The sequence below is a fragment of the Streptomyces sp. F63 genome (assembly GCF_018070345.1).
Classification (GTDB): Bacteria; Actinomycetota; Actinomycetes; order Streptomycetales; family Streptomycetaceae; genus Streptomyces.
In genome coordinates this window covers 13054-28786 of the sequence record NZ_JAGPXX010000017.1, presented here as the reverse complement: position 1 = coordinate 28786, position 15733 = coordinate 13054, and the positions used below count along the sequence as shown (strand labels likewise).

General features: G+C 72.6%; 16 protein-coding genes. 9 read left to right on the top strand and 7 right to left on the bottom strand.

Annotation, left to right across the window (positions count from 1 at the left end):
- Positions 1 to 3 precede the first annotated feature (3 nt).
- Positions 4 to 198, bottom strand: a complete 195-nt coding sequence (locus KBZ10_RS18265; protein WP_210988717.1) for a hypothetical protein — start codon at positions 196 to 198, stop codon at positions 4 to 6.
- On the opposite strand from KBZ10_RS18265, the gene ctaD reads away from it, so the two are divergent.
- Positions 197 to 1942, top strand: coding sequence for a cytochrome c oxidase subunit I (gene ctaD / locus KBZ10_RS18260; RefSeq protein ID WP_247702572.1), 1746 nt, complete (start codon positions 197 to 199; stop codon positions 1940 to 1942). The two genes, KBZ10_RS18265 and ctaD, sit on opposite strands and share 2 nt — an antisense overlap.
- Before the next feature lie 6 nt (positions 1943 to 1948).
- On the top strand, positions 1949 to 2302 hold the full coding sequence (locus tag KBZ10_RS18255; protein ID WP_210988715.1) for a hypothetical protein: 354 nt from the start codon (positions 1949 to 1951) through the stop codon (positions 2300 to 2302).
- Between the two features lie 12 nt (positions 2303 to 2314).
- On the opposite strand, the gene KBZ10_RS18250 is transcribed toward KBZ10_RS18255, so the two are convergent.
- The 3 genes from KBZ10_RS18250 to KBZ10_RS18240 all read right to left on the bottom strand — a co-directional run bounded on the left by KBZ10_RS18250 (position 2315) and on the right by KBZ10_RS18240 (position 5148).
- Positions 2315 to 3712, bottom strand: coding sequence for a lysine N(6)-hydroxylase/L-ornithine N(5)-oxygenase family protein (locus KBZ10_RS18250; RefSeq protein WP_210988714.1), 1398 nt, complete (start codon positions 3710 to 3712; stop codon positions 2315 to 2317).
- 522 nt (positions 3713 to 4234) lie between these two features.
- Positions 4235 to 4684 carry an SRPBCC family protein gene (locus KBZ10_RS18245; RefSeq protein WP_210988713.1) on the bottom strand — a complete coding sequence of 150 codons (450 nt, stop codon included), beginning with the start codon at positions 4682 to 4684 and terminating at the stop codon, positions 4235 to 4237.
- Between the two features lie 149 nt (positions 4685 to 4833).
- The gene (locus KBZ10_RS18240) at positions 4834 to 5148 is read right to left on the bottom strand and encodes a multidrug efflux SMR transporter (RefSeq protein ID WP_210988712.1); all 315 of its coding nucleotides are present in this window, start codon (positions 5146 to 5148) and stop codon (positions 4834 to 4836) included.
- A gap of 320 nt (positions 5149 to 5468) precedes the next feature.
- Between KBZ10_RS18240 and KBZ10_RS18235 the strand changes: the two genes are divergently transcribed.
- The 3 genes from KBZ10_RS18235 (at position 5469) to KBZ10_RS18225 (ending at position 7477) form a co-directional block, all read left to right on the top strand.
- Complete coding sequence (locus tag KBZ10_RS18235) at positions 5469 to 6254, top strand: hypothetical protein (protein WP_210988711.1); 786 nt, start codon at positions 5469 to 5471, stop codon at positions 6252 to 6254.
- A gap of 45 nt (positions 6255 to 6299) precedes the next feature.
- On the top strand, positions 6300 to 6959 hold the full coding sequence (locus KBZ10_RS18230; RefSeq protein ID WP_307847497.1) for a class F sortase: 660 nt from the start codon (positions 6300 to 6302) through the stop codon (positions 6957 to 6959).
- 341 nt (positions 6960 to 7300) lie between these two features.
- Positions 7301 to 7477: a hypothetical protein gene (locus KBZ10_RS18225; protein WP_210988709.1), complete on the top strand. Its 177-nt coding sequence runs from the start codon at positions 7301 to 7303 to the stop codon at positions 7475 to 7477.
- Between the two features lie 69 nt (positions 7478 to 7546).
- On the opposite strand, the gene KBZ10_RS18220 is transcribed toward KBZ10_RS18225, so the two are convergent.
- A complete protein-coding gene (locus tag KBZ10_RS18220; protein WP_210988708.1) occupies positions 7547 to 7921 on the bottom strand; it encodes an RNA-binding S4 domain-containing protein in 375 nt (124 codons plus the stop codon).
- 54 nt (positions 7922 to 7975) lie between these two features.
- Complete coding sequence (locus KBZ10_RS18215) at positions 7976 to 8560, bottom strand: TetR/AcrR family transcriptional regulator (protein ID WP_210988707.1); 585 nt, start codon at positions 8558 to 8560, stop codon at positions 7976 to 7978.
- Positions 8561 to 8616: 56 nt separating this feature from the next.
- On the opposite strand from KBZ10_RS18215, the gene KBZ10_RS18210 reads away from it, so the two are divergent.
- Positions 8617 to 8976 (top strand): STAS domain-containing protein, encoded by a 360-nt coding sequence (locus KBZ10_RS18210; protein ID WP_210988706.1) that lies wholly within the window; start codon positions 8617 to 8619, stop codon positions 8974 to 8976.
- 474 nt (positions 8977 to 9450) lie between these two features.
- Positions 9451 to 11067 carry an SDR family oxidoreductase gene (locus KBZ10_RS18205; protein ID WP_210988705.1) on the top strand — a complete coding sequence of 539 codons (1617 nt, stop codon included), beginning with the start codon at positions 9451 to 9453 and terminating at the stop codon, positions 11065 to 11067.
- Positions 11068 to 11190: 123 nt separating this feature from the next.
- On the opposite strand, the gene KBZ10_RS18200 is transcribed toward KBZ10_RS18205, so the two are convergent.
- The gene (locus tag KBZ10_RS18200; RefSeq protein ID WP_210988704.1) at positions 11191 to 12174 is read right to left on the bottom strand and encodes an aldo/keto reductase; all 984 of its coding nucleotides are present in this window, start codon (positions 12172 to 12174) and stop codon (positions 11191 to 11193) included.
- A gap of 166 nt (positions 12175 to 12340) precedes the next feature.
- Here KBZ10_RS18200 and KBZ10_RS18195 point away from each other — a divergent pair, with 166 nt between their 5' ends.
- Together KBZ10_RS18195 and KBZ10_RS18190 are read left to right on the top strand one after the other, a co-directional pair.
- Complete coding sequence (locus KBZ10_RS18195) at positions 12341 to 13606, top strand: acetyl-CoA carboxylase biotin carboxylase subunit family protein (protein ID WP_210988785.1); 1266 nt, start codon at positions 12341 to 12343, stop codon at positions 13604 to 13606.
- Positions 13607 to 13609: 3 nt separating this feature from the next.
- A complete protein-coding gene (locus KBZ10_RS18190; RefSeq protein WP_210988703.1) occupies positions 13610 to 15637 on the top strand; it encodes a CocE/NonD family hydrolase in 2028 nt (675 codons plus the stop codon).
- Positions 15638 to 15733 lie beyond the last annotated feature (96 nt).

The following is a 15733-nucleotide window of genomic DNA, read 5'->3' as shown; positions in this document are numbered from 1 at the left end:
CACTCATTTGCGTTCCGGCCGCGCCCGTACAAGAGTCGAACTCACCGTCAGCCGGCGTCTCGTGCTATCAAGACGACGCAGCACGATGCCGTCCCGCCGGTCGAGGCATCGGGGTGCTGCGCTTAAACCGGCGGACACATCCATTCCGACGTTGCCGACGCCGGTGGCGGAGAGGCGAATATTCATGGTCTCGGACATGCAGACGAGAGAAGTCCCGGCCGGCCCGAGGCCCAGGACGCCGGGCAGGGTCGTCGTCGACTGGCTGACCACCACCGACCACAAGAAAATCGGCGCCCTCTACATGGGATCGGCGTTCGTCTTCTTCGTGGCGGGCGGAATCCTGGCCCTCGTCCTGCGCGCCGAACTGGCCCGGCCGGGCACGCAGATCCTGACCAACGAACAGTACAACCAGGCGTTCACCATGCACGGCACCATCATGCTGCTGCTGTTCGCCACACCGCTGTTCGCGGGGTTCACCAACGCCATCATGCCGCTGCAGATCGGCGCGCCGGATGTCGCCTTTCCGCGGCTGAACATGTTCTCGTACTGGCTCTTCCTCTTCGGATCGCTGATCGCGCTGGCCAGTTTCCTCACCGCGCAGGGGGCGGCTTCCTTCGGCTGGTTCGCCTATACGCCGCTCTCCCTGAAGACGTACTCGCCGAGTGTCGGCGGAGACATGTGGATCATGGGCCTGGGGATGTCCGGCTTCGGCACCATCCTCGGGGCCGTCAACTTCATCACCACCATCATCTGCATGCGCGCCCCGGGCATGACGATGTTCCGGATGCCCATCTTCGTCTGGAACACCCTGCTCACCAGTGTCCTGGTCATCCTGGTCTTCCCCGTGCTGGCCGCCGCCCTGCTCGCCCTGGAGGTGGACCGCCTCTTCGGGGCGCACATCTACGACCCCGCGAACGGCGGTCCGATTCTCTACCAGCATCTGTTCTGGTTCTTCGGCCATCCCGAGGTCTACATCATCGCCCTGCCGTTCTTCGGCATCATCACGGAAATCATTCCCGTCTTCAGCCGGAGGCCGATCTTCGGTTATGTCGGCCTGGTGGGGGCGACGCTGGTGATCACCGGTCTCTCGGTCTCGGTGTGGGCGCATCACATGTTCGCCACCGGCGCGGTGCTGCTGCCGTTCTTCTCCTTCATGTCCTTCCTCATCGCCGTGCCGACCGGAGTGAAGTTCTTCAACTGGATCGGCACCATGTGGAACGGCTCGCTGTCGTTCGAGACACCCATGCTGTGGGCGGTCGGCTTCCTGACGACCTTCCTCTTCGGCGGTCTGACCGGGGTACAGCTCGCCTCCCCGCCGCTGGACTTCCACGTCACCGACGGCTATTTCGTCGTCGCCCACTTCCACTACGTCCTCTTCGGCACCGTGGTGTTCGCCATGTTCGCCGGCTTCCACTTCTGGTGGCCCAAGTTCACCGGGAAAATGCTCGACGAGCGGCTGGGGAAAATCCATTTCTGGACGCTGTTCGTCGGCTTCCACGCAACCTTCCTCGTCCAGCACTGGCTCGGTGTGGAGGGCATGCCGCGCCGTTATGCCGACTACCTCGCGGCCGACGGATTCACCCTGCTGAACACCGTCTCGACCATCGGCTCCTTCCTGCTGGGGCTCTCCACCCTGCCGTTCATCTACAACATCTGGAAGACCGCCAAGTACTCGCCGAAGATCCTGGTCGACGACCCCTGGGGCTACGGCCGCTCGCTGGAGTGGGCCACCTCCTGCCCGGCGCCGCGGCACAACTTCCTGACCCTGCCCCGGATCCGCTCGGAATCACCGGCCTTCGACCTGCACCACCCGGATCTCGCCCTCATCGACGAGGAGGAGAACACCGGCCGCCGGGACATGATCGAGCCCGGCAGGGGCGCCGCCGCCCCGCTCGGCGACGACCGCGGACGCGGCCACGGCGACGGCCGCGGCGAGGGCTGAGGGCGCGTGCGACCCGACCGTGAGGAGATCAGCGCCGGTCTCGCCCAGTTGGAGGGGTACCTCCGCGGCCGGACCCATGTCGCGGACGCCCGGGCCGAGGCCGAGGCGTTCGCCGACCGCATGCCGTGGCTGACGACGGCCCAGCGCGAGGAGATCGTCGGCGGCTACGTGGCGGACCGGCTCGCCCTGACCCGGCGCCTGCTGGAACACATCCTGAAGCGCTCAGCCGAACTCCGGAGCGAGTACACCGCCCGCTACGAGCAGCTCCGCCGACGGGTGCTGTGCGCGGCCGTCGCCGCGGTGCTCGGGGCGCTGGCGCTCAGCGTCTGGGCGCTGACCGTGGCCGGTCTCAGCCGGTAGGCCGCCCGCGTCTCAGCCGCCGGCGGACCGCCGCGCGGCAGCCCCCGCCCCGCCGTCCCGGTCACCGGATCCCGGGCCGGCGGGCGCGCCGAACGTCGTCCAGGCGGCCCGTTCCGGTACGGGACACACGGGACGGCCGGCGACGGCGTTGAGAATGGTGGCGGCGCGCCAGGCGCCCAGGGTGAGGTCCGGGGCCCCCACTCCGTGGGTGTGCAGCTCGGCGTTCTGCACGTACAGCTCGCCGGTCACCGCGGGGGCGAGCGCGACCCGGTAGTCGCCGCCGACCCGGTAACGGCCCCGCTCGTCCCAGTCGACGAGACCGGCCACCGGATCGAGGAAGGCGGGGCGGACGGCCGCGTAACCGGTGGCCGCGACGACAGCCGAGGTCCGCACCGCGAAGCGGCTGTCCTGCTGGGCGTGACGGCAGCGCAGCAGGAAGCCGCCGCCGGGCACCTCCTCCGCCCCGGTGATCTCGACGCCCGGGTGCAGGGCGGCGCGCGGCGCGGTGCCGCCGATGGTGCGCTCGTACAGCTCGTCGTGGATCCCGGCGAGCGTCTCCGCGCTGACGCCCTTGTACAGCTGCCACTGTTCGGGAACGAGCCGCTCCCTCACCTCCTGCGGGAGCCCCCGGAAGTAGCGGACGTAGTCCGGGGTGAAGTGCTCCAGGCCGATCTTGGAGTACTCCATGGGCGCGAAGGCGGGGGTGCGGGCGAGCCAGCGGACGTACGGGCCCCCGGCTCCGCCGCCGTCCTGGTGGCGCAGCAGGTCGAGCACCACCTCGGCGCCGGACTGGCCGGCACCGATCACGGTGACGTCGTCCGCGGCGGCCAGGCCGGCGCGGTGGGTGCGGTAGTCGGCGCTGTGCAGGATCCGGCCGCGGTGGCCGCCCGTCAGCAGCGGGCGCAGGGCCTCCGGGAGTACCGGTTCCGTTCCGACGCCCAGCACGATCCGGCGGGCCGCCGCCGAGGAGCGGCGGCCCGCCGCGGAGCGGTGCTCCACCCGGAAGACACCGGCCGCGCCGTCCCAGTCCACCGAGGTGACCTCGGCGTCGAAGCGGCAGGACGGCAGGCTCTCGGCGGCCCAGCGGCAGTAGTGGTCGTACTCGCGCCGGGGGATGTGGAAGCGCTCGGAGAAGAAGAACGGGAACATCCGGCCGTGTGCCCGCAGGTAGTTGAGGTACGACCAGGGACTGGTCGGGTCGGCCATGGTCACCAGGTCGGCGAGGAAGGGAACTTGGAGGACCGTGCCCTCCATGAGCAGGCCCGGGTGCCAGGAGAAGCGGGGCCGGGCGTCCAGGAAGAGGGTGCGCAACTCCGGTACGCCGTCGGCCAGGGCGGCCAGGGAGAGGTTGAACGGGCCGATGCCGATGCCGAGCAGGTCGTAGGGCGTGTCCCCGGCCGGCGCGGTCACCGCCCGGCCTCCGCCCGGAGGGCGGGCGGGCCGGCGGTCGGGCGCGGCGGGTGCGGCGGGCGCGGCGGGTGCGGCGGGTGCGGCGGGTGCGGCGGGTGCGGCGGGTGCGGAACGGTGGCGTCCGGACGGTGCAAGGGCTCTCCCGGGCGGAAGGGTGCCGGGCTCGGCTCACCGGCGGAAATCCAGGAGAGGCTAACCGGGCGGGCGCCGGATGCCAAACGGGAGCCAACTCTCCTGTGCGCGGCGCGGGTTCGGGGGCGGAGCGGGGAGGCCGGCAGTGTCCGGGCGCCGGACGCGCCGGCCGGCGCGGTGCGGTGTGGGCGGGTGTGGCAGCCGCGGCCTGCACACGCCGGTGGGCGCACGGTGGTGAGGGCCCGGCGGCCGGCCGGCGCACGACGACCTGCACACGCCGGTGGGTGCCCGGTGGCCCGGGCACCCACCGCCGTCTTCCCGCCCCTGCCGGGGCGGCTCCGGACGGCCGGCCGTCGCCGGGGGAGCCGCGGCCCGCCGCCCGGGTGCCGCTCAGACCTGGCCGCGCCAGGCGCCGGTCTCGACACCGCGGGACTCGATGAAGGACTTGAACCGGCCCAGGTCCTGCTTGGCCTGCTTCTTCACGAAGCCCGTCTTGTCCCCGACCGTGTCGGCGATACCCTGCGGGTCGTGGTCGAGCTGGAGCATGACCTTCGTCCGCCGGTCGTCCAGGCGGTGGAAGGTGACCACGCCGGCCTGCTTGACCTCACCCTCGACGGTGGTCCAGGCGACGCGCTCGTCGGGGATCTGCTCGGTGATCTCGGCGTCGAACTCCCGCTTGACACCCGCGACCTCCGTCACCCAGTGCGTCCGGGTCGGTGTCCGCTGTTCGATCCGCTCGACGCCTTCCATGAACTGCGGGAAGTCCTCGAACTGGGTCCACTGGTCGTACGCGGTGCGCACGGGGACGTCGACCTCGACGGATTCCTCGACCTTCGACATGTCGGTGTGCTCCTCACCTCTGGGGTTCCGTGTACACCGCTCCGCCTGCCCGGGAGCCCGCCGCCGATGCGTAACGGAATGCCGCAATCCGGTCGTCCGTTCCGCGCCGCCGGGGGCGTTCCCGGCCCGCCCGGATGACCGCGGGCGCGTCAGTGCAGCAGCTTCAGTCCCGCCACACAGCCGATGATCCCCGCGAGCAGCAGGAGCCGGGCGACCGACACCGTCTCGCCCCCGGACACCATCGCCCAGCCCGCCGTGAGGGCCGCGCCGATGCCGACCCAGACCGCGTAGCCGGTGCCGACCGGCACCTCCCGCAGGGCGTAGGCGAGGCCCGCCATGCTCAGCGCCAGCGCGACCGCGAACACCACACTGGGCCAGAGCCTGCTGAATCCCTGGGACCGGTCCAGCGCCGTGGCCCAGACCGCCTCCAGCACACCGGACAGGATCAGCACCGTCCAGGCCATCGTCCCGCTCCCCGCGCGCCTCTCACCGTCGCTGACCGCTCCGTCCCGGGACCGGCCGCCTCCCCGGCAACGATCTCACACGGCGCGTCCCCCGCCGTCTCCGGAGCCCCCGCCCTGCGGGGACGGGGGTACGACGGGTGCCGGGAGAGGCCGGGAGGGGCGGCCGGGAGAAGGCGCCGGAAGTTTTTCCCGCGACCCGCCAATCCGCCCCGGGCCCGGTTCCGAATGAGGGACGCAGGCGGATCCCGCTGAGGGTCCGCGTCCGAGACCGCGCACCGGCCGCTGCCACCGCAGGGGCCACCGGAAGGGATGCACCCGACATGACAGCCAAGCGCACCACACGGTTTGCGGCACTCGTCGCCCTCCCCCTGACCCTGGCCCTGGGTACCTCGTCGGCCGCGACGGCCGCCGGACCGCGGGGATTCCAGATCGACCTCTCGCAGCTCAACAACTCCAGGGCCTCCGGCACCGCCATGCTGAGCCTCAACGGCACCGAACTGACCGTCAAGATCGAGGCGCAGGGCCTGACGCCCGGTCAGCCACACGCCCAGCACATCCACGGCTCCACGGAGGGGCACGACTTCACCTGCCCGGACATCACGGCCGACAAGGACGGGGACGGCATCGTCACCACCAGCGAGGGCCTGCCGGTCTACGGCGACATCAACATCTCGCTGACCGTGGACGGCGACACGACCCCGGACAGCGGTCTCGCCGTCGACCGGATGCCCGTGGCCGAGGCCGACGGCACGCTCTCCTACGAGCGCACCCTCACGGTCTCGCAGGATGTCGCCGATCACATCCAGGACCTGCACGTGGTGCAGCACGGCATCGACCCCAACGGCAACAACAAGTACGACTTCGGCGTCGGCAAGAGCGACCTGGACCCGAAGCTCCCGCAGGAGGCCACCGCTCCGGCCGCCTGCGGGCTCGTCAAGGGCGCCGCGGTCGGCTCCGTGCCCGCCGGCGGCGTGGAGACCGGGACGGCGGCCCCGGCCGACGGCGTCCAGGGCCGCGGTATGGCGGCCGTGGGGGCGGCGACGCTCGTCGCGGCCGCGGGCACCGTCGTGGTGACCCGGCGCAGGCGCGCCGCGCAGGACGGCTGACCCGAGGCCGGCATGAGCAGCTACCCGAACCCCCGGAGGTCCCCCGTGAACCGTGGCCGCAAACGCGCCCTGTTCGTCTTCGTGTTCGTCGTGGTGTCCGCGACCCTCGTCGGCCTGATCCTGACCGTCCAGAGCCGGGCCTCGTCCGACGAAGCGGCGGACGCGGCCCCGCCCGCCGCTCCCGGCAACGGCGCGGCGCAGGGCGGCGAGTCGCCCGCCGGCGGCCCGGCCGGTGACGCCAAGCCGCTGGGCGCCTCCCGGCCGCAGCAGATCTCCATCCCCAAGCTGGGCGTCACCTCCACACTGGAGAAGCTGAACCTGGGCGCCGACGGGGAGATGAAGACGCCGCGCGACCCGTTCAAGGCGGGCTGGTACGAGCCCGGCCCGGCGCCCGGCGCCATGGGACCGGCCGTCATCGCGGGCCATGTCACCTGGAACGGCGAGCCGTCGGTCTTCCACAAGCTGTCCACCCTGAAGCAGGGCGACCGTATCGAGGTGGCGCGTGAGGACGGCAGGACCGCCGAGTTCACGGTCGACAGGATCGGCCAGTACCCGAAGGACAAGTTCCCGACCGTCGAGGTGTACCGCAATCTCGACCACGCCGGGCTCCGCCTCATCACCTGCGGCGGCGAGTTCTCGGAGTCGGACAACCGCTACTCCGACAACGTGGTGGTCTTCGCCTCCCTGGCCGGCAGCCGGGCCTGACCCGGGGCCGTCACGAGAGGCGCCCGGGCCGGTCACCGAACCGGCAGCCACCACCGGCTCCCCGGGGCCGGCCGGCTCCCCCATGGCCGGCCGGCCCCCGGGGGCGGCAGCCGGGCCTCCCCGGCCGCCCCGTTCGCGGTGCGGCCACGGGCCCGGGCGCGGTGCGGCCGGGCCGCACGGCGTCCGGAGTGGGGCTCCGCAGCCGTACGGTGACGCGGCGGCGCCCCGCGCAGCCGTCCGGTGCCCGGGCGGCGCGCCGGCGGGGAAACGTTTGCGAGATCATGGTCGCTGTACAGCACGGAACGCTCCGTGACCCGACCGACCTCCGAAGGACCGCCACAGTGACCACGACGGCCGCCCATCCCCCGATCTACCAGCAGTTGGTGAACGAACAGGGCGACATCCTCGCCGACACCCGGACCGCAGCCGAGGAGATCCTGCGCGAGGCGGCCGAGGCACTGGACTGGAACGGTCCCGGCATCCAGCGGCAGCGCCGCATCCGGGAGCAGCGGCGCTGACCCCACCGCTTGCCGCAGCCCCGGGCAGCGGCCCGGGGCGGGAGGGCGGTCCGCGGAAGGCGCCGCGGCTCACCGGCCGCGCAGCCGCTCCGTCTCCCGCCGTTCCCGCTTGGTGGGGCGCCCGGCGCCGCGGTCCCTGCGCGGGGCCGCCACGAGTTCCTCGCGCGGGGGCGGCGGCGGGCTGTTGTCCACGTAGGCCTCCGCCGCCACGGGGGCGCCGACCCGCTTCCGCAGCAGGCGCCGCACGACAACGACCCGCTCGCGGCCGGCGGCGCGCAGCCGTACCTCGTCCCCCGCCTTCACGGGGTGGGCGGGCTTGACGCGCTCGCCGTTGACCCGGACATGGCCCGCCCGGCAGGCGGAGGCGGCCATCGAGCGGGTCTTCGTCAGCCGTACGGACCAGATCCAGCTGTCGACGCGTACGGCTCCCTCGTCCGGAACCATGCCCACGACCCTACCGCCGCCGTCCCTCACGGCGCCCCGGCCGGGGGAACGCTCTCAGCGGTGCTGCTCGATGAGGAGACGGGCCATCGCCCGGGCCCGCCGTGCGGCGCCGGTGTCCCCCTCGGTCGCCGAGATGATCGACCCCTTCATCAGGATGTGCCAGGACCGCGCGAAGTCGTCGGTGTCCCGGAGACCCGCTTCGTCGGCGAGGACGCGCACCACGCTCCGTATGTTCTCCAGATACTGGATGCTGGCCCGGCCCAGCGGGTGTTCCGACCGCATTTCCAGCAGCACGTTGATGAACGCGCAGGCGTCGAAATCGGTGCTCCGGAACCATCCGTCGAAGACATCGAAGATGGCCAGCAGCCGCTCCTCCGGTGAGTTCCCGAGACGCCGGGCCTCCGCCTCGACAAAACCGAGGGTCCAGTTTTTCTCCCGCATCTCCAGAAAGGCCAGAACCAGGGCGTCCTTCGACGGGAAGTGCCGGTAGAGCGTGGCTTTCGCCACCTTCGAGCGGCTGATCACCTCGTCAATGCCCACGTCGCGGACGCCGCGCCGGGAGAACAGTTCGTAGGCCGTGCGCAGAATGCGTTCGCGAGCCGCTGCGGAAGAGACGGTGGCTGCAATCTCAGTGGTCATCGTATGACCCAGTGTAGACGTGGACAGCGGCGGCGGACTGTGCGCATCATGAGGCCATGCCTTCAAAGACAGACCTGTCTTCCTCGCCCCCCGTTCACGCGGGGGTCCACACCAGCACCGGGCCCCCCGGTGGTGATGCGGTCGTGGCGCCGTGGGGAGAGGTCGACTACGACTCCGCCCCGCTCCTCTACCGGGCCGTGAACGGGCTGGCCGCCGGCGACGGCGGCGTGGTGCTGGACATGGCCGACGTCACCTTCATGGACGTCGCCGGAGTGCACTTCCTCCGCTACCTGCGCTCCTACGGCGAAGAGCACCACCGGGCGGTCACGACGGTCAACTGGGGCCGCCAGCCGCAGCGCGTGCTCACCCTGGCCGGCTCCCTCCTCCACGAGCCGCCGCCCGAGGCCGTCAGCTGAGCCGTCCCCTCCGGCCCGTCTCCCCCTCCCCCACCGGGGCCCTCGACCGGCACGGCGCCACGGACACCCGTGCGTCCCGGGCCGCCGCCCGCCGCCCCGCCGCCGTACCGGGTCACCACCCCGGTGCCGGCCGGACCCGCCCGGCCCAGGTGCGCCGCTCGCCCGCCGCGGCCGGCCACACGCCTGCCGCCCCTTCCCGGCGCTGCCGCCCCCTTCCCGCGCCCCGCCCGCGCCTCCGCCGCCCGCCGTGAACCGCGGAGCGGCCCGGCCCGGTTGATCTTCCGCGCGATGCCCCGGCCCCCGCGCGCCCGGCCGGCTCTCCGCCGCCGCTCCTTCGCCGTCCTCCCCCGTTCGGAAACGCCGGGCTGGCGTTCCCCGCCGGGCGTGCCAGAGTGGGGGCGCGGCACGCCCGCCCGCGTCCGCGACCGACACCCGCCGCTCCCGCCCGCGGCGGGCCGACTCCGGGAGGCCGACATGGGGACGGGGACGGGGACGGAGCGGGAGTCTCCCCCCGCGCCGCGCTGCCTGGTGACGGGGGCCACCGGGTACATCGGCGGGCGGCTGGTTCCGGAGCTGCTGGCCGGGGGGTTCACCGTGCGCTGTCTGGCCCGCACCCCGGCCAAACTCCGCGACCACCCCTGGGCGGGGCGGACCGAGGCCGTACGGGGCGACGTGACCGACGCGGAGTCGGTACGGGCCGCGATGAACGGGGTGGACGTGGCCTACTACCTCGTGCACGCCCTCGGCGCCGGTTCCGGGTTCGAGGAGACGGACCGCCGCGCGGCCCGGATCTTCGCCGAGGAGGCGCGCCGCGCCGGTGTCTCGCGCATCGTCTACCTGGGCGGGCTGACCCCTGCGGGGGTGCCCGAGCGGGAGCTCTCACCGCATCTGCGGTCCCGTGCCGAAGTGGGCCGGATCCTCCTGGACGGCGAGGTCCCGGCGGTGGTCCTGCGGGCGGCGGTCGTCATCGGCTCGGGCTCGGCCTCCTTCGAGATGCTGCGGCACCTCACCGAGCGGCTGCCGGTGATGGTCACGCCCCGCTGGGTCCGCACCCGGATCCAGCCCATCGCCGTACGCGACGTGCTGCGGTACCTCGTGGGCTGCGCCCGGCTCCCCGCCGGGGTGAACCGCGCCTTCGACATCGGCGGGCCCGAGGTGACGACGTACCGGGAGATGATGCGGCAGTACGCGCGGACGGCCGGGCTGCCCCGGCGGCTCGTCGTGCCCCTGCCGCTGCTGACCCCCGGGCTCTCCAGCCACTGGATCGGGCTGGTCACCCCCGTTCCCGGGCGGCTCGCCCGTCCGCTCACCGAGTCACTGCGCCACGAGGTCGTCTGCCACGAGCACGACATCGCCCGCTGCGTTCCGGACCCGCCGGACGGGCTGACCGGTTTCCGGCAGGCACTGGAGCTGGCCCTCCAGCGGGTCAAGGAGGCGGATGTCGCCACACGGTGGTCCTCCGCCTCCGTCCCGGGCGCCCCCAGCGACCCGCTGCCGACCGACCCGGACTGGGCCGGCGGCGACCTCTACACGGACCACCGGGAGCGGCTCGTCGAGGCCTCGCCCGAGGCCCTGTGGCGGGTGATCGAGGGGATCGGCGGCGAGAACGGCTGGTACTCCTTCCCCCTGGCGTGGGCCGTGCGGGGCTGGGCCGACCGGGCCGTCGGCGGAGTCGGGCTGCGGCGCGGGCGGCGCGATCCGGACCGGCTGCGCGTGGGGGACTCGCTCGACTTCTGGCGGGTCGAGGAGATCGAGCCGGGCCGGCTGCTGCGGCTGCGCGCGGAGATGCGCCTGCCGGGGCTCGCGTGGCTGGACATGACGGCCGGACTCGACGACCGGGATCGCACCGTCTACCGGCAGCGCGCGCTCTTCCACCCGCACGGCTTCGCCGGCCGTCTCTACTGGTGGGGGGTCTCCCCTTTCCACGCCCTGGTGTTCGGGGGCATGGCGCGGAACATCGCCGGCGCCGCCGAGCGGTCCGCCCCCGCGGACGCCGGGGAATCCGGCCGGCCGCGGGCGCCGGGGGCGGCTGCCAGGATCGCGTCCCTGGTGTCCCGCGGCGGGCCGGGTGGTTCCCGCACCCGGCTCTGACGGGCGCCGGGGGTGCGGCCGCGCCCGGAGCGCCCGGCCGGCGGACCGGCCCGCCGCCCCGCTCCCGTCGGCCCGTGCCCACCGGACGGGAGCGGAACGGGCGGGGCGGGCGGCCCGGTGCGGTCACCAGCGGCTGTGCACCTGCGCGCGGATCCGGCGGTCGTACAGCTCGCGGACGGCGTCCAGCGTGGCCTGCGGCAGGGACGGCAGCGCCGCGGCCTCCGCGTTCGCCCGCGCCTGCTCGGGCGAACGGGCGCCGGGGATCACCGAGGTGACACCGGGCTGCTGGATGATCCAGCGGAGCGCCGTCTGGGCCGGTGTGGCACCCTCGGGGGCCAGTTCCGCGAACTCGGCGGCGGCTTCGACCCCGGTGGTGAAGTCCACGCCCGAGAAGGTCTCGCCCTGGTCGAACGCCTCCCCGTGGCGGTTGTACGTCCGGTGGTCGTCCGCGGAGAAGACGGTGTCCCGGGTGTAGCGGCCGGACAGCAGGCCGGACGCCAGCGGCACCCGGGCGATGATGCCGACGCCCGCGTCGGCGGCCGCGGGGAGCACCCGCTCCAGCGGCTTGAGCCGGAACGGGTTGAGGATGATCTGCACGCTCGCCGTCCCCGGACGGGCGATCGCGGTCAGGGCCTCCTCGCAGGTCTCCACACTCACCGCGTACGCGGCCACCCGCTTCTCGGCCACCAGGGTGTCGAGGGCGTCGAACACGGCGTCCGAGGAGTACACCGGGGTGGGCGGGCAGTGGAGCTGCACCAGGTCGAGGGTGTCGACCCCCAGGTTGGCCCGTGAACGGTCGGTCCAGGCACGGAAGTTGTCGAGGTTGTAGTGCGCCGGAAGCTGTTCCGCCCGGCGGCCCATCTTGGTGGCGGTGAAGATCCCGGCGTCGGGGCGCTCGCGGAGGTACCGGCCGATCAGCTGCTCGCTGCGTCCGTCGCCGTACACGTCGGCCGTGTCGAAGAAGGTGACGCCGGATTCCACCGCGGCGTCCAGCACGGCGAGGGCGTCCTCCTCCCGGACCTCGCCCCAGTCCGCTCCGAGCTGCCACGTTCCCAGTCCGACGACGGACACTTCGCGGCCCGTCCTGCCCAGTACTCGCTGTTCCATGGTCTCGATCCTACGTTCGCCCGCGCGGGGCCGGGCGGGCGGAGCCGCGGGGCGGGCCGCTGACCGGGAAGATTGCGCCGTGACCGCCGGGGTAGCCGCACGGTTCATACGGCGATTCCCACAGGGCGGAGGAACGGTGAGCCAAGCGAATGTTTTCGTCATCGGGATGGACGAGGGGAACCTGGACACGCTCCGCGACGTGCCCCTGGCCGTGAATTACCGTTTCCATCCCCTGCTGACCATCGAGGAACTCCAGATCGGCGACATTCCCGTGGTGGAACTGATCGAGAAGGCCCAGGCGGAACTGGACGCCTTCGAGGGAAGCATCGACGCCATCGTGGGCTACTGGGACTTCCCGGTGAGCACGCTCGTGCCCATTCTGTGCGAACGCTACGGGCTGCACAGCACCAGCCTGGAATCCATCGTCACATGCGAGCACAAGTACTGGAGCCGGCTGGAGCAGCAGAAGGTCATCGACGAGCACCCGCGGTTCGCGGTGCTGGACCCCTTCTCGGACCCCGGGCCGCCGGCGGGCCTGTCCTTCCCGATGTGGCTCAAGCCGGTCAAGTCCTTCTCCTCCGAACTGGCCTTCGGCGTCAAGGACGACGCGGAGTTCCGCAAGGCGATCGGTGAGATCCGCGAGGGCATCTCCCGGGTCGGCAAGCCCTTCGAGTACATCCTCGACCGGCTGGAGCTGCCGGCGGAGATCGAGGAGGCGGGCGGGCAGGCGTGCCTGGCCGAGGAGTCGCTCAGCGGTGAGCAGTTCGCCGCCGAGGGGTACGTCCACAACGGCGAGGTCACCGTGTACGGGGTCCTCGACTCCGTGAACTACCCGGACTCCCCCTCCTTCCTCCGCCACCAGTACCCCTCCCAGCTGCTGCCCGAGTCCGTCGTGGAGCGGATCAAGGACGTGTCGAGGCGGGTCATCACGCAGATCGGCATGGATTCCGCGACGTTCAGCATCGAGTACTTCTACGACCGGGGGACCGGCGAGCTGAATCTGCTGGAGGTCAACCCGCGGCATTCGCAGTCGCACGCCGAGATGTTCGAGTACGTCGACGGAGTGCCCAACCACCACTGCATGCTCAGCCTGGCCCTCGGGCGGGATCCGCGCCTGCCGCAGGGCGAGGGACCCTACGAGGTGGCCGCCAAGTGGTACTACCGGCGCTTCGAGGACGGGGTGGCGCGGCGGGTGCCGACCGGGGAGGAGATCGAGCGGCTGCAGGAGGAGATCCCCGGGGTGAAGATCGAGATCGTGCCGGAGCAGGGACAGCGGCTCTCGGACCTCCCGGGCCAGGACAGCTACAGCTTCGAACTCGCCCATCTCTTCATCGGCGCGGACAGCGAGAAGGAGCTGTGCGAGAAGTACGACCGGTGTGTGGCGGCGCTTCCCTTCGCGTTCGACGCCGCACCCGGGGAGGAGCGCGACTGATTCATGCGAGCCGTCACCAGCCTGCCCTGCGCGACCAAGGAAGAGGAGCACGTCCGGATCCCGGTGTCGGACGGCACCCGGCTGTCGGCCCGGATCTGGCGGCCCACCGCCTCGGACGACGAGCCGGTGCCCGCGGTGCTGGAGTACATCCCGTACCGCAAGCGCGACCTCAGCTCCGTGCGCGACTCCCTCCACCACCCCTACATGGCCGGCCACGGCTATGCCTGTGTGCGGGTGGACATCCGCGGCACCGGCGAGTCCGAGGGCGTGCTCACCGACGAGTACCTGGAGGTCGAGCAGACCGACGCCGAGGACGTTCTCGCCTGGCTCGCCGGCCAGCCCTGGTGCGACGGCCGCACCGGCATGATGGGCATCTCCTGGGGGGCCTTCAGCGCCCTCCAGGTCGCGGCCCGCCGGCCGCCCAGCCTCCGGGCGATCGTCATCGCGTCCTTCACCGACGACCGCTACGCCGACGACATGCACTACATGGGCGGCTGTCTGCTCTCGGACAACCTGGCCGAGGCGGGCACCATGTTCGCCTACGCCACCTGTCCCCCGGACCCCGCGCTCGTGGGGGACCGCTGGCGCGACATGTGGCGGGAGCGGCTGGAGAGCGCCCGCCCCTGGGCCGCGGAGTGGCTGCGCCACCAGCGGCGCGACGACTACTGGCGGCACGCCTCGGTCTGCGAGGACTACTCCGCCGTCCGGGTGCCGGTGCTGGCGTCCAGCGGCTGGGCGGACGGCTACTCCAACGCCGTGACGCGGCTGCTGGCGAACCTGGACGTCCCGCGCCGGGGACTGATCGGCCCCTGGTCGCACAAGTATCCGCACCTGGGCGAGCCGGGCCCGGCCATCGGCTACCTCCAGGAGGTCGTCCGCTGGTGGGACCACTGGCTCAAGGACAGGGACAACGGGGCCATGGACGGGCCGATGCTGCGCGCCTGGATGCAGGACAGCGTGCCGCCCTCCACGTCCTACGAGGAGCGCCCCGGCCGCTGGGTCGGCGAGCCGGCCTGGCCCTCGCCGCACGTCGAGCGGCTGTCCCACCCGCTGAGCCCGCACCGGATCGGCGCACCGGGCGATACGGTTCCCGACGGGGCGGAGATGACGGTGCAGTCGCCGCTGTCCGTCGGGCAGTTCGCCGGCAAGTGGGCCTCGTACAACGCGCCGCCGGACCTCCCCTACGACCAGCGGGAGGAGGACGGCGGGTCGATGGTCTTCGACACCGACCCGCTGCCCGAGCGGCTGGAGATCCTGGGCGCGCCGGCGGTGGAACTCGACCTGTCCGTCAGCGAGCCGGTGGCGATGGTCGCGGCGCGGCTGTCGGACGTGGCGCCGGACGGCCGCGCCACCCGTGTCAGCTACGGGCTGCTGAACCTGACCCGCCGGGACGGCCGGGCCGCGCCGGAGCCGCTGGTGCCCGGGGAGCGCTACCGGGCGGTGGTGCAGCTCAACGGCACGGCGCAGGCCTTCCCGCCGGGGCACCGGATCCGGCTGTCGCTGTCCACCTCGTACTGGCCGCTGGCCTGGCCGCCGCCGCGGCCGGTGCTGCTGACGGTGCACTCCGGCACCAGTGCGCTGACACTGCCGGTGCGGCCCGCCGCCGAGCCGGACGAGGTGACGGCACGGCCCTTCGACGAGCCGGAGGGCACCCCGCCGCTGGAGACGACGCAACTGTCCCCGCCGGAGCAGCGCTGGACCGTCTCCCGCGACCTGGTGGGCTACAACGCCGCGCTGGAGATCGTCAAGGACAACGGCACCGTGCGCTACGAGGACATCGGCCTCGTAGCGAGCCGCCGCGCCTACGAGCGGTACGACTCGGTCGCCGACGACTTCGAATCGGTGCGCGGCGAGTCGGCCTGGACGATGACGTTCCGCCGGGACGACTGGGACGTGCGGACCGTCACCCGTACGGTGCTCCGCTCCACCGGGACGGAGTTCCTGCTGCACGCGACGCTGGACGGCTACGAGGGCGGGGAGCGGGTGTTCTCCCGCACCTGGAACGAGACGGTGCCCCGCGACCACCTCTGAGCGGACACGGGCCCCGGCACGCCCGTACCGCGCGGCGGCGCCCGGCGGATCCCTCCGCGGATCCCTCCGCCCCGGGCGCCGGGCCGGAGCACGGCG